18 protein-coding genes are annotated in these 19,350 nt (G+C 53.2%); 10 read left to right on the top strand and 8 right to left on the bottom strand.

The window, feature by feature from the left end; genetic code table 11:
• Positions 1 to 5: 5 nt before the first annotated feature.
• The 3 genes from GS398_RS05565 to GS398_RS05575 are packed head-to-tail and all read right to left on the bottom strand — an operon-like array spanning position 6 to position 3,157.
• Positions 6 to 977, bottom strand: a complete 972-nt coding sequence (locus GS398_RS05565) for a Gfo/Idh/MocA family protein (protein ID WP_160905708.1) — start codon at positions 975 to 977, stop codon at positions 6 to 8.
• 12 nt (positions 978 to 989) lie between these two features.
• Positions 990 to 1,670 (bottom strand): pseudouridine synthase, encoded by a 681-nt coding sequence (locus tag GS398_RS05570; protein ID WP_369410227.1) that lies wholly within the window; start codon positions 1,668 to 1,670, stop codon positions 990 to 992.
• Positions 1,667 to 3,157 carry an aminotransferase-like domain-containing protein gene (locus GS398_RS05575; RefSeq protein ID WP_160905710.1) on the bottom strand — a complete coding sequence of 497 codons (1,491 nt, stop codon included), beginning with the start codon at positions 3,155 to 3,157 and terminating at the stop codon, positions 1,667 to 1,669. Before GS398_RS05575 ends, GS398_RS05570 begins: the two co-directional genes overlap by 4 nt.
• A 78-nt stretch (positions 3,158 to 3,235) precedes the next feature.
• Here GS398_RS05575 and GS398_RS05580 point away from each other — a divergent pair, with 78 nt between their 5' ends.
• Positions 3,236 to 3,634, top strand: coding sequence for a GNAT family N-acetyltransferase (locus tag GS398_RS05580; RefSeq protein ID WP_160905711.1), 399 nt, complete (start codon positions 3,236 to 3,238; stop codon positions 3,632 to 3,634).
• Between the two features lie 96 nt (positions 3,635 to 3,730).
• Here the strand turns inward: GS398_RS05580 and GS398_RS05585 are convergent, their stop codons facing one another.
• Positions 3,731 to 4,147, bottom strand: a complete 417-nt coding sequence (locus GS398_RS05585; protein WP_160905712.1) for a winged helix-turn-helix transcriptional regulator — start codon at positions 4,145 to 4,147, stop codon at positions 3,731 to 3,733.
• A 92-nt stretch (positions 4,148 to 4,239) separates the two neighbouring features.
• Between GS398_RS05585 and GS398_RS05590 the strand changes: the two genes are divergently transcribed.
• Together GS398_RS05590 and GS398_RS05595 are read left to right on the top strand one after the other, a co-directional pair.
• Positions 4,240 to 4,881: an NAD(P)H-dependent oxidoreductase gene (locus GS398_RS05590; RefSeq protein WP_160905713.1), complete on the top strand. Its 642-nt coding sequence runs from the start codon at positions 4,240 to 4,242 to the stop codon at positions 4,879 to 4,881.
• A 42-nt stretch (positions 4,882 to 4,923) separates the two neighbouring features.
• A complete protein-coding gene (locus GS398_RS05595; RefSeq protein ID WP_160905714.1) occupies positions 4,924 to 5,862 on the top strand; it encodes a Smr/MutS family protein in 939 nt (312 codons plus the stop codon).
• Between the two features lie 154 nt (positions 5,863 to 6,016).
• Here GS398_RS05595 and GS398_RS05600 read toward each other — a convergent pair whose 3' ends face one another.
• Together GS398_RS05600 and GS398_RS05605 are read right to left on the bottom strand one after the other, a co-directional pair.
• The gene (locus GS398_RS05600; protein ID WP_160905715.1) at positions 6,017 to 8,374 is read right to left on the bottom strand and encodes a S9 family peptidase; all 2,358 of its coding nucleotides are present in this window, start codon (positions 8,372 to 8,374) and stop codon (positions 6,017 to 6,019) included.
• 50 nt (positions 8,375 to 8,424) lie between these two features.
• A complete protein-coding gene (locus GS398_RS05605) occupies positions 8,425 to 8,847 on the bottom strand; it encodes a DUF2147 domain-containing protein (RefSeq protein ID WP_160905716.1) in 423 nt (140 codons plus the stop codon).
• Between the two features lie 43 nt (positions 8,848 to 8,890).
• On the opposite strand from GS398_RS05605, the gene GS398_RS22235 reads away from it, so the two are divergent.
• Both GS398_RS22235 and GS398_RS05615 read left to right on the top strand, forming a co-directional pair.
• Positions 8,891 to 9,520: a hypothetical protein gene (locus GS398_RS22235; protein ID WP_202405956.1), complete on the top strand. Its 630-nt coding sequence runs from the start codon at positions 8,891 to 8,893 to the stop codon at positions 9,518 to 9,520.
• 192 nt (positions 9,521 to 9,712) lie between these two features.
• Positions 9,713 to 10,087 (top strand): hypothetical protein, encoded by a 375-nt coding sequence (locus tag GS398_RS05615; RefSeq protein ID WP_160905717.1) that lies wholly within the window; start codon positions 9,713 to 9,715, stop codon positions 10,085 to 10,087.
• A gap of 44 nt (positions 10,088 to 10,131) precedes the next feature.
• On the opposite strand, the gene GS398_RS05620 is transcribed toward GS398_RS05615, so the two are convergent.
• Positions 10,132 to 10,638 (bottom strand): DinB family protein, encoded by a 507-nt coding sequence (locus tag GS398_RS05620; protein ID WP_160905718.1) that lies wholly within the window; start codon positions 10,636 to 10,638, stop codon positions 10,132 to 10,134.
• Positions 10,639 to 10,719: 81 nt separating this feature from the next.
• Positions 10,720 to 11,187, bottom strand: coding sequence for a YdeI/OmpD-associated family protein (locus GS398_RS05625; protein WP_160905719.1), 468 nt, complete (start codon positions 11,185 to 11,187; stop codon positions 10,720 to 10,722).
• 138 nt (positions 11,188 to 11,325) lie between these two features.
• On the opposite strand from GS398_RS05625, the gene GS398_RS05630 reads away from it, so the two are divergent.
• The 5 genes from GS398_RS05630 (at position 11,326) to GS398_RS05650 (ending at position 19,341) form a co-directional block, all read left to right on the top strand.
• A complete protein-coding gene (locus GS398_RS05630; RefSeq protein WP_160905720.1) occupies positions 11,326 to 14,040 on the top strand; it encodes a family 78 glycoside hydrolase catalytic domain in 2,715 nt (904 codons plus the stop codon).
• 192 nt (positions 14,041 to 14,232) lie between these two features.
• Entirely contained in the window at positions 14,233 to 14,610 is a 378-nt protein-coding gene (locus GS398_RS05635) for a BlaI/MecI/CopY family transcriptional regulator (RefSeq protein WP_160905721.1), read from the top strand.
• 3 nt (positions 14,611 to 14,613) lie between these two features.
• Positions 14,614 to 16,641, top strand: coding sequence for a M56 family metallopeptidase (locus tag GS398_RS05640; RefSeq protein ID WP_160905722.1), 2,028 nt, complete (start codon positions 14,614 to 14,616; stop codon positions 16,639 to 16,641).
• A 172-nt stretch (positions 16,642 to 16,813) separates the two neighbouring features.
• On the top strand, positions 16,814 to 18,472 hold the full coding sequence (gene recN, locus GS398_RS05645; protein ID WP_160905723.1) for a DNA repair protein RecN: 1,659 nt from the start codon (positions 16,814 to 16,816) through the stop codon (positions 18,470 to 18,472).
• Between the two features lie 56 nt (positions 18,473 to 18,528).
• Positions 18,529 to 19,341: an enoyl-ACP reductase FabI gene (locus GS398_RS05650; RefSeq protein ID WP_160905724.1), complete on the top strand. Its 813-nt coding sequence runs from the start codon at positions 18,529 to 18,531 to the stop codon at positions 19,339 to 19,341.
• Positions 19,342 to 19,350: the final 9 nt, after the last annotated feature.

Below are 19,350 nucleotides of genomic sequence, written 5' to 3' on the forward strand. Positions count from 1 at the left end.
CTATGTTATTTCCCGGTGAAACGGTCTATGATGGTTAATACTTTAATACCCGCTTCTGCGGGACAGGGATTTTCTGCCGCCTCTCCCGAAAAGTAGCGTACCACTTCGGCGATCATGGGCTGCTGAATGTGCTGGGGGTGTTCGAACCGGTGGACCGCCACCTCGCCGCCAGTATGAAGGCTTACTTCGTTTCCATGGAACGGGAAAACGATCTTGCCAAGCGAACCGATAATTTCACACTCATCCGAAGCAAATTCTTTAGGGACATTGAAACACCATGCCCCGGTGCAAAACACTTCGCCGGGGAAAACCAGCTGCCCCATCACGATATCGTCGGCGCGGTTCATTTTCGCCTGGTTGGCAGAATGGCCGTGTATACTGAGCGGCTCGCCAAAAAAATAAAGCATCAGGTCGATGTGGTGCGGCGCCATATCATGAAAGAGCCCGCCGCCCGAAATCGCCGGATCGACCCGCCAGTTTTCTTCGGAGTTGGCAACGAGCGCCGATGCTTTCGGTTGGAAAAAGCGGATCGTCACCAGGCTGACATCGCCGATCTCGTTTAGCAGCGTTTTTACTTTCCGGAACATGGGTAATGCCCGGCGATAATGCGCCACGGTGAGTTTCGTGCCGGTTTGCGCGGCTGCGGCGGCCATGCGCCGGCAGCTTTCGGCATCCAGCGACATCGGTTTTTCTACGTAAACCGGTTTGCCTGCGGTTAGCGAAGCGATGGTATACTCTTCATGGGGTCCGGGAGGCGTGGCTACGTAAACGGCATTGATACCAGGGTCGTTTATCAAATCCTGTGCATCTCCGTAAAACGAAGGCACCTGGTGACGGCGTGCGTAATCGGCGGCCTTTTCTTTGTCGCGGCGCATCACCGCCGAAAGCACAGAGCCGTTGATCTTATTAAAAGCGGGACCGCTCTTTATTTCATTCACGTCGCCGCAGCCGATAATGCCCCAGGAGATGGTTTTCATAGCCATTATTTTTTACCAGTTCATAATTTTCATTACCCGCTCAAACTCTTCCTGGATAGGTGCTTCAATGGCCACGGCTTCCCCGGTAACGGGATGTTTAAATGCCAGGTAAGCGGCGTGCAGGAGCAGCGTGTTCATCCCCCATTTTTCGTTGAACAGTTTATTCTGTTTATTACAGCCATGCGGACGGTCGCCGATGATGGGGTGCAGGATATGTTTGAAGTGTTTTCTCAGCTGGTGCATCCGGCCGGTGCGGGGACTGGCCTCTACCAGCGAATACCTCGACGTAGGGTGCTGCCCGAAAGGAACGTCCAGCTCCGCGCGCCGCAGCGTTTGGTAAACCGTAAAAGCCTCCTGCAGGGCGCCGTTCTCTTTGGCCAGCGGGTAGTCTATTTCCTGTTGATCTGGCGTAAAGCCGCGAACGATGGCCAGGTATTTTTTAAGCACCTGGTGCGCGGCGAACTGCTGCTGCATTTGTATTTCGGTGTCTTTATCGAGCGCGAATAACAGCACCCCGCCCGTCTTCCGGTCTATGCGGTGTACCGGGTATACGCGCTGCCCAACCTGGTTACGGAGCAGCTGGATAGCGAACTCGCCGGCATCGGCCGCAATAGGCGAGCGGTGAACGAGCAGGCCATGAGGCTTATTGATGGCGATCAGTTGTTCATCGCGGTAGAGGATCTGCAAACTCACGGCGACAAAGGTAAGGATTGAACGGCCGATGTGATGATGTTTATTGCATCTTCCGTTTCCCATGGCGAAAGGGAGGCAAACCCGAACCGCATGGCGTTGTATTGATGCCGGGGCGTGTCAAACAACGCACCGCTGCTCATATGCAGTCCCCTGGTAGCCGCGATCCCAGCAATCGTTTTCAGCGGGAACGCGGGCTGGAAGCGGAGCCAGACGGCCATACCGCCGGCCGGTTTTTCGTAGCTTACCACCTCTTTCAGGCGGCTGTCCAGCAGGCCGCAAAGGTGATCGCGGCGCTCCCGGCAGATCTTGTTCGCTTTGCGCAGGTAGCGGCCGAGGTCGCCATTGGTAATCAGCGTGGCGAGCGCATCTTCCATCAGGGTATCGCCCCTAAGCTCGATCATCCGCCGCAGGCGGGAGGCCTGTTCCACGAAATCGGGTGCCGCCACCATAAATCCAATACGCACCGATGCCGCCAATGACTTTGCGAACGAACCGATGTATACCACCCGTCCGCCGTGATCGCTACTGGCCAGGGGCAGGTATGGCGACGAAGTATAATGGAAATCATAATCGTAATCGTCCTCTATGATCGCGAAATTGCAGGTTGCGGCAAGTTCGAGCAGGTGCATCCTGCGTTGGGGGCTCAGCGTAACGGTAGTAGGATGGTGGTGGTGCGGGATCACATACACCAGCTTGGGGCGGGCGTTCCTGCAGGCTTCCGCCAGGGCGTCAGTGTCCATTCCGTGTTCGTCTACCGGTACTTTCAGGATCTTCGCCCCCAGTTGTGCAAAGCTATAACTGGCAACGGGATAGCCAGGCTCGCCCACCACTACCAGGTCGCCTGGTTTTACCAGCAGGCTTGCCGCGAGGAAAATACTCATTTGGGCGCCGTGTGTAACCAGCACGCCGGGCAGTCCGGTGCGGATGCCGCGGGTGTTATAAAGGTATCCCGAAAGCGCTTCGCGCAAGGCGATGGAGCCCGCCGCCAGCGTGCCCGAAGCCTGCCTGGGCGCATATTGGTTGGCAAGCCTGCTGCGGTATTCACGCAGGAGCAGCGGCAAGGGAGCAAGGCGTGGATCGGGGAAACCATCGTCTATTACCAGCCGGGGAGGTGTTTTGCCCGGTTCATAGGTGAGCACCCCGCTGTTGATAACGCTGTTGAAAGGTACAGGCATGCTGGCCTGGTGCAACTCCTTTACCGGCCTTTTCCACGGCTGCGGCTTTAGCTCGGGCAGGCTCCCGGCAACGGTAAAACCTTTGCGGGGCGCTACGGTGATCCAGTTTTGTGCGTACAGATCGTTGTAAGCTGCAATTACGGTTTTGCGGTGCACCCCCAATTGCCTGGCCAGCTCGCGCGTACCCGGCAGCCGGGTGCCGGGCTGTAACAGGCCCGACCGGATGTTGCGGACCAAACTAGTGGAGATCTGCAGGTAAACGGATGTTCCGGCAGCCTTATCGAACGTAATAAGCGTAGTATACGGTAGCATGTGGACTACTTGAATTGTTAAAACTGGAGGATAAAGATAGTCCAGCCCGCCGGTACTTTTGGGAATAACTTTAAGACCATGGAAATTACTTATCGCACCGACCGTGTGCCGGCCGCGCAGCAGGTGATCGGCCTGTATAACGGCGCCGGGCTGAGCCGCCCGACACACGATGCCGCACGAATTGCTAAGATGTACGAAAACTCGAATGTCGTTATTTCCGCCTGGGATGGCGATCGGCTGGTTGGCATCTCCCGTGCGCTGACAGATTTTTGCTACAGCTGTTACCTTTCAGACCTGGCGGTGCTGCCCGATTACCAGAAAACGGGCATCGGCAAGGAACTGGTACGGTTAACCAAAGCGCACATCGGCGACGAATGTATGCTGCTCCTGTTAGCTGCGCCAACTGCCATGGAATATTACCCGCGCATTGGCATGGATACGGTCGTAAACGGGTTCATCATTAAGCGGGAAAAATAAAAGATACGAAGGACGGGGAAGGTGGAAGCTCATTGTGCGGTGCCGTCTTGCTGTTAGCCGTCGCTTTGCTGCCTGATATGGTAGGTGACCGAACGGCTAATTTAACTTAAACCGTTCTCTTGCTTTAAAAACCTCCTCCATATTCTCCGATGCCCAGTTACTGAGGCTCATGATCTGGGCGACAAGACTCCGGCCAAGCGGGGTAAGCGCATACTCTACCCGCGGTGGGATCTGCGGGTAAATGGTACGCGTTACAAAGCCATCTTCTTCCAGCGTGCGCAGGGTGACGGTAAGCATGCGCTGAGAAATTCCCTCTATCTTTTTTTTCAATTCAGTAAAACGGAGCTTTTCGGCCTTGCCAAGCGAGATGATGGCGTGCATCGTCCATTTATCGCTGATGCGGCATAATACATCGGTAACCGGGCAATCTTTTGTCGGCCGATTGTCAGAAAAATGATTGACTACTTTCTCAATAGTGCCTAATTGGGCTGTTTCGCCATTGGTTACTTTCATATAACTGAGTAATTAAAAAATGCCGTATTGTGCGGCCCAAAGTTACTAAATAGTTTTGAGTTACTAAAAGTAACTAATATATCAAAAATATTATGGATATCCTATCATTATTGAACTGGCGCCATGCTTCAAAACGCATGAACGGCGCTAAAGTACCCGCCGAAAAAGTAGACACCATTCTCGAAAGCATTCGTCTTTCGGCATCATCTATGGGATTGCAGCCCTATAAAGTGCTGGTGATCAGCAATCCCGAACTGCTGGAGAAGATCAGGCCGCTGGCCAACAACCAACCGCAGATCACAGAAGCATCGCACCTGCTGATTTTCGCAGCCTGGAGTAAGGTAACGGAAGAGCGTGTGCAGGCTTATATCAGCAACATGGCAGCGGTGCGCAAGGTGCCCGAATCGTCGTTCGATGTATTGAAAGGTTATGGCCTGCATTATGCTTCGCAAAGTGCCGAGCAAAATTTTAACTGGACATCCCGGCAGGCTTACATTGCGCTGGGCACGGCTATGGTGGCCGCGGCATCGCTGGAGGTGGATTCGACCCCGATGGAAGGCTTTAACGGCGCCGCCGTCGACGAGTTGCTGGGCCTGGAAGAGCTCGGCCTGCGCAGCGTTGCTTTCTTAACACTTGGCTACCGCGATACGGCTAACGATTGGCTGGCCTCCCTGCCCAAGGTACGTACGCCCAAACACGAATTATTTATTGAAGACGGGCAATTGGTGTATTGAAACCCTAACTTTGCCGCCGGTACCGGACTTAAAATAATTGAAATGATCAGGCTAGGGGATTTTGTGCGTTTTGTGGACGAGAAGATGGAGGGTTATGTAACCCGTATCATCGACGATAAAACCGTGGGCGTTACCACCGAAGATTTCGAAATCCCGGTATTGCGCACCAAGATCACCCGGGTATTCGGCGAAGACCAGGCCGGGAGCGCTGGTGAAGCGGTAACGGTTTCGCGTCCCGTGGCTTCTTTTAACGAAAACGTGATTTTCCTGGCCGTGGTAAGTAACCCGAAACAGCCGGCGGTGGTGAATTTCTTCATCGTAAATACTACGAGTTATACGCTTGCGGCGGGCGTGCATGGCGAACGTTCGGGAAAGGTGAGGGGCGAGTTTTCGGGAGAGGTGGCGCCTGGATCGTCGCGGCAGGTGTTCACCGCCTCGCTCAGCGAAGTGAGCTCGTGGCCGCGCCTGCTGGTGCAGCTGCTGTATTTCACGGCCGAAAGCAGGGATGCACTTAAGAAACCGGTGGAGTTTAACGAGAAGTTTACCGCGAAGGATTTTTCCGGGTCAAAAAAGCAGATCCCGCTGATGGACCAGCCCGGCTGGGAGTTCCGGCTCGATCCGCAACCCGTAATTATCGATGCACAGAAACTGAAAGAAAGCTTTTTCCGGGCGCCCGAAACGCAGGCCGCAGTGGCGAGACCGCTGCCCGAGGTGGACCTTCACATCGAAAAGCTGCGCGACGATCACCAGTTTTTAACAAGCTCCGAGATGCTGACTATTCAGCTGGCCGAGTTCAGGCGGAACCTGGAAGCCGCCGTGGTGCATAAACTATCGTCGGTGATCTTTATCCACGGCGCCGGCAACGGAACGCTGCGGCACGAGATCCATAAAGCCCTCGGCAGGCACCCGGGCGTAAAAACATTTATGGATGCCCGTAAAGAAAAGTTCGGATTTGGCGCCACGGAAGTGTTGTTAAAGTAGCGCTTATCCGCAGGGATAGCCAACAGAACGATCAACCAAAGGTTACCGGCACCGCCCCGGGCTCTTGGTCCGGGAAGCCTGGTAAAAACCCATGAAGAAGGCAATATCCTGTAATACCCGGCGGGATCCGGCCTGCCGGGCGAAATAACATACGCTAGGAGCCATTCCTGGGATCGGTACCCGTTTTCATCTGGTATTCTTTCGGCGGCGTAGCACCCATCAGGTGCTGGACGAAATAGTCCCAGCGCTTGCGCATCATATAACCCGAATATTCCCCGTAACCATGACGGCTGTTTGGAAATATCACCAGGTCATAATCCTTATTGGCCTTTTCGAGCGCTTCGATCACCAGCAGGCTGTTATAGGGCGGCACATTATCGTCAAGCAGGCCATGGGCGATCATTAACTTTCCTTTCAGGTTTTTTGCATAGTTCTGGTTGGCTTGAGGCTCGTAATTATTGGTGCCGTCTGCGTTGGTGGTCAGCAGGCCGATATAACGTTCGCCCCAATCGTCCTCGTAGTTGCGGTTGTCGTGGTTCCCTGATTCGGCGATGCCCACTTTAAAGAATTCGGGATAACGGAACATGGCCGCAGCTGTGGCGAAACCGCCGCCGGAATGTCCCCAGATCCCTACCCGGTTGAGGTCCATGTACGGATATTTTTGCGCCAGCTGCTGCATGCCGGTAACCTGGTCCGGCAGCGTATTGTCGCACATATTGCCATAACAAGCATCGTGGAAGCTTTTCGAACGTAAAGGGTTGCAGGTGCCTTCAATAGAAACCACCACAAAGCCGAGCTCAGCAAGGGCCTGGTTATCGCCGCTGGCATCAGAAAAGCCCCAGTTGCGTACGCTGCCGCCCTGCGGGCCGGGGTAAATGTAGTTTACCACCGGGTATTTTTTCCGGGGGTCGAGGTTAGACGGGGTGTACATCAGGCCGTATAGCTCGATCTGCCCGTCGCGCGCTTTTACCATGAACGGTGTAGGCGCTTTCCAGCCGGTGGCGGTAAGGCGCGAAATATCGGCTTTCTCGAGTATTTTCACCAGTTTACCATCAAAGTTGCGTAAAACGGTAACGGGCGGAACGTCCTGCTTAGAGTAGGTATCTACAAAGAAGTTCCCGGAAGGAGAAAGCGTCACCTGGTGATTGCCTTCTTCCGGCGTGAGCGCCGTAAGCTTTTTACCGTCGAAACCGATCTTATAAAGGTGCGCGAAATAAGGATTCTGCCCCGGTTCGCGGCCACCCGCCAGGAAATAAAGCATGCGGTTTTTTTCGTCGACCCTGACCACCCGGGTAACCACCCACGGCCCCCGGGTGATCTGGTTCTTTACGTTCCCTGTTTTGGCGTCGTAGAGGTACATGTGGCCCCAGTTATCGCGTTCAGAGTACCAGAGAATTTCGTTGGTGTTGGCAAGGTAATGCCAGTTAATGGTGCCCCTGCCCGATTCGAACTGGGTAGCTACCGATTCTTCAAACACTTCGCGCACCGCGCCGGTTACGGCATCCGCTATGCGGAACTTTTCCTGTTTATGATCGCGCGAGGTAGATACGAAAGCGAGTTGGGTGGCGTCGTCGTTCCATTCAACGTCGTCGAAAGCCGCCCCCGTGCAGGAAATATCGTCGCATTGCGTACCGCGGTGGGGATCGGCCTTTACCTGGATCCGGATCACTTTGGGCGATTCAACCTCGATGATCACGCGTTCGATCATGGCCACTTCCTTGTCGCCGGCCAGCGGGTATTTCCACGACTGCAGGGTCGGCTTGCCTACGTTGGTAGTTACCAGGTACATGTCGCTTACATTGCGCTGGTCCTGTTTAAAGGTGGCGATCTTTTTGGAGTCGGGCGACCAGGCGAGCACGGGGTTGTCACTTTTGGTCCAGCCGGCGTTATCGGTGGCATAGCCGAAATCCTTAATTCCGTCTGTAGTGAGCTGCGTTTCCTTGTTGGTGCCGGTTTCACGTACCCACAGGTTATAATCGCGGATAAATGCCGTGCGCTTACCATCCGGCGATGGGGTACCGCTGGCCGCCCCAAAGCCGCCGCCGCCCCTGCGCCCGCCGCCGCCGTTCCTCACCGGGGTGGCAGATCCGGTAAGCTGGTTAGTGGACAGGTCATAGTTCCAGGCTTTCTGCGCTGCCGCGAAGGTTACCGCCCTGCCATCCGCAGCAAAGCTGATGTTTTGAAAAGGAAGCGCTTCGGCTGTAAACGTCGTTCCCGCCTGGGCGGAAAGTGCGGCAGCCAGTTTCTGGTGGTCGAATGCCGGGCCGCGGGTACCTTTTACGGGGTCTACCAGCACGTATTCGCTGCCTGTTGCGGTAAGCACGCGGTACCAGAAGCGGCCATCAGGTAACCAGGTTGGACGTACCGACGCGCGGTCTACCAGCGGCGATGTATTGAAAGAGAGCGCTTTTTCTGCACGCTCGTAATCTTTGGCGGTAAGCACAGCCGGCTGCTGACCGACCGCCGTCTCTACAGCGGTAAGAAATAATACAGGGAGTAAGAGTTTCTTCATATAGCATGAAAGTATAATTGTGTAATAATCTAAAAACCAATTGATCGCCGCTATTTCACCCGCGTCCACAGTTCCGTTCTTCCCAGTAACGGGGTGCCTATAAAGCCTTGCATCTGGAGCTTATCGCCGATCAGTTCCAGCCGGCAGTTAAAATCTTTGGCGGTTTTGGGTTCGTATACAAAACCGTCTTCGAAAACGCCGTTGCCTTTATCCACCAGGTCGTGGATGATCTCCAACCCCTGGATATGTCGTTTCTGCAGCTTCGGATCCGGGTTGTTAATGTCCATTTTTGGGGTCCCATCGGGCAGGTTGGGCTCCTTCAGCCAGTAAAGCTTACCATAAAATTTGTTGTTTCGGGTGATGATCTCCATACGGCCATCGCCTTTCGGGTTTTCCCATTTTCCCAGTACCGGGTTCTTTTTCGGGGCGAAAGAGGTTAGCAGTAGCACCAACAGGAATAAAGATCGTTTCATACGCTAAAGATAATTCCATTTTTTTTAATGATTTTCACCCCACATGAAAAAGATCACCCCCTTTACCAGCAGCGATGATGCCGGAACCGTGCTCGATAACGGTGGCCGCTTCTATAACCTGATGACGAAAGCCGGCGATGGCATCATCTCCGGCCCCGAGCTTGCCCGTGCCGCAGGTGTGTACAAAGATAAACAATCAATGGTGCTGTTTTACGCCATGGCAACGGCCGCGCTCGATGAACCTTCCAAACTGGCCGTAAGAGCTGCCCTGTCAGACGACATGAAACAGGCCTATAAAGAATATTGCCCTCAAACGCTTCTTCCATCGGAAGCGGAAACCAAAGGAATGGTGCAGTCGGCGGCCATTATTACCGGCATCCCCAGGCAGATCGACTCGCGGGTGGATTTTAAGGGCTTTGTAATGATCCCCGTGATGACGGGGAAAGTTATGGTAATGGTAATGTCGCCCATCCTTGACCGGTACGATGTTTACGAGATCTGGGACGACGAAGACGGCGAAGTATTCCTCATCGCCCATGCCCGCGGCGCAGAAAAGCTGCCGGCCCGCAAGATATCCGTGGGCGGCATATTAAAAGAAATGAAGCTGGAAAAAGGCGAAGAAGGGCCGGCGAAAAAGTTCCTGGAGAGTTTATATTATAGCGAGTTAAGCTGATCCGGGATAACGGTTTGCAAGCTCACTTTTCATAATCCGGGTTGCTCTAATGCCAACTTTAGAGATAAATGCAATAATCTCTCCTTATGACAGATCATTTCCATCCAAGTAGAGTTAAATTCACCTGTATTATGTACTAATTTTTCATAGTGTTCTCTCTGTCAGTGAGATAAGATTGCTGAAATTAGTGATATGAACATTCATATTGGAAAGAAAATAAGAGAGGTTGCGCAAGAAAAGCACATTAAAGCGAAAGAGATCGGGGAGGTAATTGGAACGGTACCGCGCAACATGTACACCATATTTAACGATGACGACATCGGTGTTCAGCGTTTATGGAAAATTTCCGAATTGCTGAATTTCAACTTTTTCAAGCTTTTTCATCCCCCCATAAAGGAGAAACGCTCGGTGCTGGAAGAAGAGAACGAAGCGGCAGATTACCAGGAAGCGAAGATTTCGTTCAACATGCAGTTTAAACACCCCATTAAAAAGATCACTAACGTGGGCGCTTTTATGAAGCAGGTGCACGATATGGCGAAAACAATGGGGATCGAAATAGTGGAATAAAAAGAGCACCCGGGATACCGGCGCTCTTTTTATCGCCGGCATGCTTAGCTGCGGTCCCAAAATGCGGGCGGCTCTATGCCCAGGGCACGCAGGTACACAAACCCCTGGCCGCGGTGGTGAATTTCATTGTCGATAAAATAAAGGATGGTTTCGTACAAAGGGGCTTCGTATTGTCCGAAAGCCACCACGGTTTCCTGGAAGCGTGCAGCGTCTATCTGCGGCCAGTAGAAATTTACCTGCTCGGTAATATCATCCCAGCGCTTCAGTAATTCTTCTTTGGTGCCCTGCTGCGCCTGGTGGTCCTCCAGGGCGTTCCACTCGTTGGTGGCGGCGCCTTTTACGCCGGGGCCGGCAATGACGATCAGCTCTTTTACCATTGCAGCGAACGTACGCATACCTCCCAGGGTGAAGCTGAATAACCCCACCTCCGGGAAAGCTTCAATGGTCCTTCGTGTAAGCCGGCGATGAGCCTGCCAATGGTTTAATAATACTCCGGAATTAATTACAGGGGCGTTGCCTGTTTGCCCGGATAATAAAGTGCTGGTTTCCATGTTTTGGGTTGTTTGTTTGTTGAAACAAAATAAATGTACGCCACTGACAGCCCTATGGCAGTGCGAAAACCGGCTGTAAAATTATTTTCCGATAAGCAGCCGGTCGATGCTTTCGGCTATGCGCGCAACCCGGTGGTCGTCATTCTTAGCAGCCGATATCCAGTCGGTCATGGTCTTTTTTGCTTCGGCGGAGAGCTTGTTAAACTTCTTTAGCGCCTCGGGCTCGTCCTGCAGGCAAAGCAAAAATTCCTGCCCGCTATCGGACGCAGGGTTGCCCGCTGCGTACAGCACGAGGCGTACGGTTTCGCCGGCCTCCTTATTTATCGCTTTGCGGATTTCGGCCTTTACCGGGAGGAACAGGTGCCCGTTGCTCATGGGCATCAGGCTCTTATTTACCAGCCCGAAGCCGTCAATGGTTCCGTTTACTTTTACATGGTTAAACCACGCACGCTTGTCGGGCGCGATCTCCGTGATCTCGATATAGGTCCAGCCGCCCTTCACGGGCATTTTGCGGAGGAGATAGTCGCGGTCTATTATCGGCTCGTTCATAATGCAGGCAGGCTAATATCGTAAATATCGGCGCATCCTTCGCTCAGCATAGTACAGGATGACTCACATTTCGCCAAATCTTACTTTTGGCGATGGCGGCCGTAAGGCCTGTCATAACCAACCAATTAACCCCGAACAATGACCTTATCACACAGATTGCTGATCCTGCTGTATATTTTACTGCCCTTGGCGGCCAGCGCAACCGCACCAAAGCCGCCCAGCCGGTTGCGCACCAGCGATAAGCCGCATCCTGTTGGTACAGACCAGCAACCGTATTTCGGCTGGTATGTAAACGATGCCGACGCCAACGAGATACAGACAGCCTGCCAGGTATTGGTTTCTACCACTGCTGCCGGCCTCATTTCCGGCAAAGCCGATGTATGGGATAGCGGTAAAATCCTGTCTCGACGCCAGAACTATGTATATTATGCCGGTAAACCGCTGCTGGCGGCTACCCGGTATTATTGGAAAGTGCGTACCTGGGATAAAGGTGGTGCGCAGGGCGCCTGGTCGGCCGTGTCGTGGTTCGATACCGGCCTGTTCAGCAGTGCCGACTGGAGCGGCGCAAAATGGGTAAAGCGCGATTCGAGGGACCCCGACGATTATACTTACTACCGCAAAACCATTACACCGGGTACAAAAACGATAAAGCGTGCCATCGCGTACCTCGCCGTAGGCCATACTTACGAGTTTTTTGTGAACGGAAAACCGGTAGGTAAAGGCGCTTCCTTTCACTACCCGCAATACGCGTACTACCAGGCTTATGATATTTCGGCGGGTATTAAGCCCGGAACCCCCGTTACATTCGCCGCGCTTACCCATTGGTATGGAGGCGGCCAGGGACGCGCGCCCGGAAGCCGCGGTTTCCTTGCGAAGATCGTGGTGGAGTACACCGACGGTTCGCGCACCATTACCGGTACCGATGCCGGCTGGAAGCAAAAACAGGCGGCCTGCTGGGTAACCGGTCAGCGGCAGCGCGGCGGCGAAGGCGTTGGGTACATCGAACGCATCGATTCACGCAATTTCCTGCCGGGATGGAACCTGCCCGCATTTAACGATACCGCCTGGGACGCCGCCGTAGAAATTGGCTCACCACCGGTTGAACCGTGGACGGGCGACCTTCAGCCGGACCTTACCCGCCCCATCGAGCGGGAAATTAAGCCGGTATCGGTAAAGAAAGTTGCCGGTAACTATGTTGTTGACCTGGGGAAGGTATACGCAGGCATGCCAAAGATCACTTTTACCGGCGGAACCCCGGGCGATGTGGTAAGCATCCATGGCGCGTACCTGCTTAATGACGACGGATCTGTTAACCAGCGCAGTAACCAAAGCACCAACCTCGATTATTTCTTTATCCTTAACGGGAAAAAAACCGTTTTTGAGCCGATGGTGTATTTCGGGTACCGCTACCTGGTGATCCGAAACTCGCCCAACGTACTCACCGCCGAAAATGTGCGCTTTGTTACAACCCATTATGAGCTGGATGCCTCCAGGGCCGGCTTCACCTCTTCAAACCCGGTGCTTAACCAGGTATGGCAGCTAATGGCCCGCACCCTGATTGAGGGTACCCACGAGGATTTCCTGGATACGCCTACGCGCGAAAAAGGCTCCTTCCTGGGCGATGCCGGTTACCAGGGGCCTCCCGCCATGACCACCTTTGGCGATCGTACCATGAACCTGCGCACACTGCTGGAATTCCTCGACTCGCAGGACCAATACTGGCCGGACGGCCGGCTCAATGCCGTATACCCCAATTCTGACGGTAAACGCGACATCCCTGATTATACGCAGGCCTTTTTAATATGGATCTGGGATTACTACCTGCAAACCGGTAACAAGGCTTTCCTGCGCGATAACTACGCAAAGCTGAAAAAGATAGCCGATTATGTAGATAACTACCGTAATCCCTCAACCGGTCTCATCGATAAACTGGCGGGCGGCAGCGGCGGTTATGCGTTTGGGATCATTGATTGGCCGGCGTCGATGCGGTATGGGTATGACATGACGCCTGAATCGCGCACCGTGATCGACGTCTACGCGTACCTCGATTTCGATTACGTTTCCAGGATCGCCGCGGTATTGGGAAACACCGCCGACCAGGAAACTTATCACGCGAAAGCGTTGGCCATGAAAGCGGCAATAAACAGCAAACTGATCGGCCAGAACGGAATGTACGTCGACGGGCTCCGCGCCGACGGTTCGCAAAGCACCCATGCCTCGCAGCACGCAAACGCGTTCGCGCTGGCGGCGGATATTGTTCCCGGCAAAAACCAGGGCACGGTGATTAATACCGTTAAGGAACAAAAGATGAGTATGGGCATGGTAAGCGTGCGTATGCTTCCCGAAGCGCTGGGTCGGGCCAACGAAGGACCACACCTGCTGGAGCTTTACACCAATGCTTCGTGGGACGGCTGGGCCCGCACCGTGTCGCTGGGCGGTACCATGACCTGGGAAGACTGGAACTCGAATACCAGCGGCAACAGCATGTCGCACCCCTGGGGAGCTATCGGTTTGCTTGGTATCCAGCAATACGTCCTCGGCGTTACCGTGCTTGAGCCGCAGCATGACCTGGTACAAATAAAGCCCCTCGACTTTAAGGGCAAACTGGCAAGCGCCGCCGGGAAACTGCCCACAGACAAGGGCGATATCGCGGTAAGCTGGAACCGCTCTGCAACAACCTTTACGCTCACCCTCACCTCCCCGGTAAATGTGGCAGCCAAGGTATACGTGCCTAAAGGCACCAAAACAGGAAACCGCGTTACCGTTGACGGCGTTACCGTGCAGGCTACCGAAGAAGGCGAGTATTTATTGGTAGGTACGATCGGCTCAGGGAAGCATACAATAACCAGGTGACTAAGGCGCAGCGTAGCGGTAAAATATGTCGTCCCTACAGGATTAGAGCGACCTGGAATAACAGGATCGCTCCCCGTTTTTGCCCTCCCCTTTCTTTTTTTTAAGCCGGTCCGTTAAAAACCGTTAAAAAGATTTGCAATTACGAAATCATTCGTATATTTGATTACGAAACAATTCGTATAAGCAATTCCGATGGATATTAAACCAACCGAAAGCGAGCTCGAGATCCTCCAGGTACTCTGGTCAAAAGGCGCATCTACCGTTCGCGAAGTAAACGAGCAGCTTGCACAGCAGCGCGGCACCGGGCCGGGCTATACTACTACGCTAAAGCTGATGCAGATCATGCATGACAAGGGGATTGTAAGCCGCGATACCACCACACGTACCCATGTGTACACCGCGCTCCTTTCGGAAGAAAGCATCCGCGAGGGCATGGTCGATAAAATGATCAACACCATATTTAACGGCTCTGCTACCGAACTGGTGATGCAGGCGCTCAATACCAAGCGGTCGTCTGCAAAGGAGCTGCAGCTTATACGCGACCTTATTAACCAACTCGATAAAAAGTAAGTTATGTCACCAGAGCCTGTTTTCATCGCCTTAAGCAAAACGCTGTTCGAGTCCTGCATCCAGGGACTGTTAGTCTGGCTGCTTATCCGGCTAACGATCCTGTTTTCGCGAAACCTGACCTCGCATACCCGTTACCGCCTGCTTTACAGCGGGCTGGTCCTTATTTTCGGGAGCTTTGTGGCCACGCTCATGTGGCACATCAACCAGGTAGCCGTGCCGGTTACCGGGGTGGAGCTGGTTTACCCGGTTAACCCGGCGGCATTTCCGGCCCGGATCATCTCGCACAGCTATTTAGACCGGGGCGAATACCTGGTGGGAACCTATGCACGCTGGATCGCGCTTTTTTACCTGGGCGGCCTGATGGTTAACGGGGTGCGCCTGATGATTGGCTATACGCAAGTGCGGAAAATGGCCGGTGCGGCGCCCCTCCACCAGGATCTTTTCTGGGAGAAACGGCTTGAGCAGCTAGCAGGCCGCCTCGGTATAAACAGGAAAGTAAACCTGTATTTCAGGGAACTTACCGAGATCCCGTTTACGTCGGGCTACCTTAAGCCGTTGATATTTTTTCCCATAGCGGCTGTAAACCAGCTTACTACCGCCCAGGTAGAAGCCATATTGGTACACGAACTTGCCCACATTAAACGAAACGATTACCTGTTTAACCTTTTACAGCAGGTAATGAAAAGCTTTCTCTTTTATAACCCGTTCGCCTGGCTGCTTAACCGCGACATCCTGCGGGAGCGCGAATATTGCTGCGACGATATGGTGGTTCTGCAATCCGGTAACCCGGCCGAATACGCCACCGCCCTGCTGCACCTCGAAGAAAACCGCCGCAGTGTTCCCGCCTTTGCGCTGGCTTCCAACGGCAACCATAAATATCCTTTACTAAACCGCATAAAACGCATGATCATGAAAACGCCCGATCCATCACCCGTACAAAAAATATCTATCCTGCTGGCAACCGTAGCCATCTGCATCTCTATTGCTTGGACCATCCCCGAAACCGGGATGCGTAAAGCCATCGCATCCATAAAAAATAAAACTGTTCCCCAAAAGAGCGCTTCCGCTTTTAAGACCGCCGCAGAGAAGATCTCGGCACAACACGGGTCGGGCAAAAAGACCGCCGTGGCCGGAAGCGATGCGTTGTTTTACGCAACTGCCGATACGGTGATCAAATCAAAATCGAAGGTGAAAGTGATCATCGAAGACGAAAAAGGAAATAAGAGAGAGTATAACTCGGTCGACGAAATGCCCGAAGACGTAAGAGAGGAATTTTACGCGAAAACCTTCGGCGACAAGTTCAAGAACTTAACGGACACCGCCTGGAGCAATAAGATGCAGAAATGGGGGCTCGAAATGCAGCAAAAATTTAGCAGTCCTGAGTGGAAAAAACAACAGGATGAGATCGCTAAAAAGTTCAGCGCCATGGGAAAGGACTGGGAAAAACAATTCAACAGCGAAGCCTGGAAAAAACAGCAGGAAGAGTTCACGAAGATGTTCTCCAGCCCGGAGTGGAAAAAACAACAGGAGGATATAGTGAAACTTTTCACAGGCCCTGAATGGAAGAAACAACAGGACGCCATGATCAAGCTGTTCTCCGGCCCCGAGTGGAAGAAACAGCAGGAAGAAATGACGAAGTATTTCAACAGTCCGGAAATAAAAAAACAAATGGAAGAGGTGCAGCAGCATTTTAACAGCCCCGAGTGGAAACACCAGGTGGAAGAGTTGATGAAGCTTTCGAACGGTGAGCACCTGATTTACGTTACCGACAGCCTTAAAAAGCTTACCGACGAGAAAAAAAGCCTGGAGAGACAGCTGGAGAAGAACCAGCAGGAGATTAAAAAAAAGGAAAACAAGAACCAGGAGAAAAACGACGATAAGAATAAGAAAAACGACGACAGGAAGAACGACAACCGTGCCTCCCTTAAACGGGCCGCCACCCCGGCTGTCGCCTTCCGCTCTTTTACGACCGCCGGTGAAGCCGCAAAAGCGGAAGCTTTTAGGGAGTTCAGCGGGTTTATAGGATCGTAGCGCGCAGTTTCCCCGTGCCGCAAAATGAGCAGGCGGCCGCTGGTCCTTGCTATCCCGCTAACGGTCGCCGGCTACAGCAACCCGCCGGAAGAGGCGATAGAGAAACTGCTGAATAAATAAGCGCCTTGGCCCTATTTTCTTAATTTAGCGTTTTAAACCGATTCGCTGAATTATGCTGAACAGGCTTTCCATACGCAACTACGCATTGATCGATAACCTGGATATTTCATTCTCCGGCGAGCTCAATATCCTCACCGGGGAAACGGGGGCAGGAAAGTCGATCATCCTCGGGGCGCTTTCGCTGATCCTGGGGCAGCGTACCGATAGCCGTTACTTTTTTAACCAGCAGAAGAAGTGCGTCATCGAGGGTTTTTTCCGGGTGAGCAGTTATGGACTTATACCGTTCTTTACGGAAAACGACCTCGATTACGAGGAGGAAACCGTGCTGCGCCGCGAGATCTCGGCCGACGGACGGTCGCGGGCATTTATTAACGATACGCCCGTAACGCTGCCCGTGCTCAAACAGCTGGGTGAGCAACTGATAGACATCCACTCGCAGCACGCCACCCTCGAAATAAACGACGAAGCGTTCCAGTTACTGGTAGTCGACGCGCTTGCCGGGCACCAGGCCCTGCTGGGCCAGTACCAGCAAACCTATAAAGATTATCGCGCGGTTACCGCGCGCTTAAATACGCTGGTGGCGCAAAGCGATCAGTCAAAATCAGACCTGGACTATTACCAATTTCAATATGATGAGCTCGACAATGCCCGCCTGGCCGACGGCGAGCAGCAGGAACTGGAAAAAGAGCTGGATATCCTGGCCCACGCGGAAGAGATCAAACGGAATTTAACCGGCGCCATGTTCCTGCTGAGCGACGGCGACCAGTCGGCCCTGCCAAAACTAAAGGAAGCCTTGCAGGCCCTGCAGCAGGCGGCGAAATACACCCCCGGGGCAGGGCAACTGGGCGAACGCCTGAACAGCAGCTATATCGAGATTAAAGACATCGCCGCGGAGATCGATCACATCGACAACCAGGTAGTGGTGAACGAGCAACGCTCTGCCACGATTAACGATCGCCTGGCTATTTTTTATAACCTGCAGAAAAAACACCGGGTAAACAGCGTAGAGGAGCTGATCGTTATACGCGAAGAGATCGCGGCCAGGCTGGACTCTATCCTTTTCTCGGACGCGGAGATAGAGAAACTTAAAGCCGAAAGCGAACAGTTGAAGGCGGAACTAACCGTATTATCTGATAATCTTTCGGCCAGCAGGAATGAAGTGATCCCGTCTATCGAGCAGAAAGTAAGAGAAATTCTCGTAGAAGTAGGCATGCCGAATGCACTCCTCCGTATCGGGAACCAGTTATTGCCCGACGGGCAGTTTAATGCCAACGGAAGAAACCTGGTGCGTTTCCTGTTCTCGGCCAACAAGGGACAGGAGCCCGCCCCGATGAACAAGGTAGCTTCTGGTGGCGAGCTTTCGCGGCTGATGTTAAGCATTAAGTCGCTCATCTCGCGTCATACCGCGCTGCCTACCATTATTTTTGATGAAATAGATACCGGCATCTCCGGCGAAACCGCCCTGAAAGTAGGTACGATCATGGAGAAACTGGCGGGGGGGATGCAGGTGATCGCTATTACGCACCTGCCGCAGATCGCCAGTAAAGGAAAAGCGCACTACAAAGTTTACAAGGACGATGCAGGGGAGCGAACGCTTACCAATATCGCCCTGTTAAGCGGGGAAGAGCGCGTTAAAGAAGTGGCCACCATGCTTAGCGGCGCCAATCCCGGTGAGTTTGCCCTCCAAAACGCCAGGGAGCTATTGGGTTAATACGTTTCACTATAACTGATTAGTTTCCTTAATTTAGCCCGACCAAATAAAAAACTATGGCTTATAACTTATTAAAAGGCAAGAAAGGGATCGTTTTCGGTGCATTGAACGAGCAATCGATTGCCTGGAAGGTGGCGCAGCGTTCGGTAGCGGAAGGCGCAGCAATCGTATTAACCAACGCACCGATCGCGTTGCGAATGGGTGAGCTGAATAAACTGGCCGAAGAGTGCAATGCACCCGTTATCTCTGCCGACGTAACCAGCAACGACGAGGTAAAGAACCTGTTCACCAAAACCCTGGAACATTTTAACGGCGGCGTAGATTTCATCCTGCACGCGCCGGCCATGAGCATCAACGTGCGCAAAGGCCTCCACTATACAAAAAACAACTACGAGTTTACCCATAAAGGCCTCGACATTTCGGCGCTAAGCCTGCACCGCGTGCTGCAAACCGCCATGGAGCTGGACGCCATTAACGAATGGGGCTCGGTAGCTGCGCTTACGTACATCGCCGCGCAGCGCATTTTTCCTGATTATAACGACATGGGCGATAACAAAGCCATGCTCGAAAGTATCGCCCGCAACTGGGGATACCACTACGGTGTTAAAAAACACGTGCGGGTAAACACCATCTCTCAGTCGCCAACCCGCACCACCGCCGGCTCGGGCGTAAAAGGGTTTGATGGCTTTATCAACTACGCCGAAAAAATGAGCCCGCTGGGCAATGCCACTTCAGACCAGTGTGCGGATTATGCCGTAACCCTCTTCTCAGACCTCACCCGCATGGTTACCATGCAGAACCTGTTCCACGACGGGGGTTTCTCCTTTACCGGAGTTACCCAGGCAGTGATCGAGCAGATGGAGAAATAGGTAAAAGCT

This window comes from Hufsiella ginkgonis (genome assembly GCF_009834915.1).
Classification (GTDB): Bacteria; Bacteroidota; Bacteroidia; order Sphingobacteriales; family Sphingobacteriaceae; genus Hufsiella; species Hufsiella ginkgonis.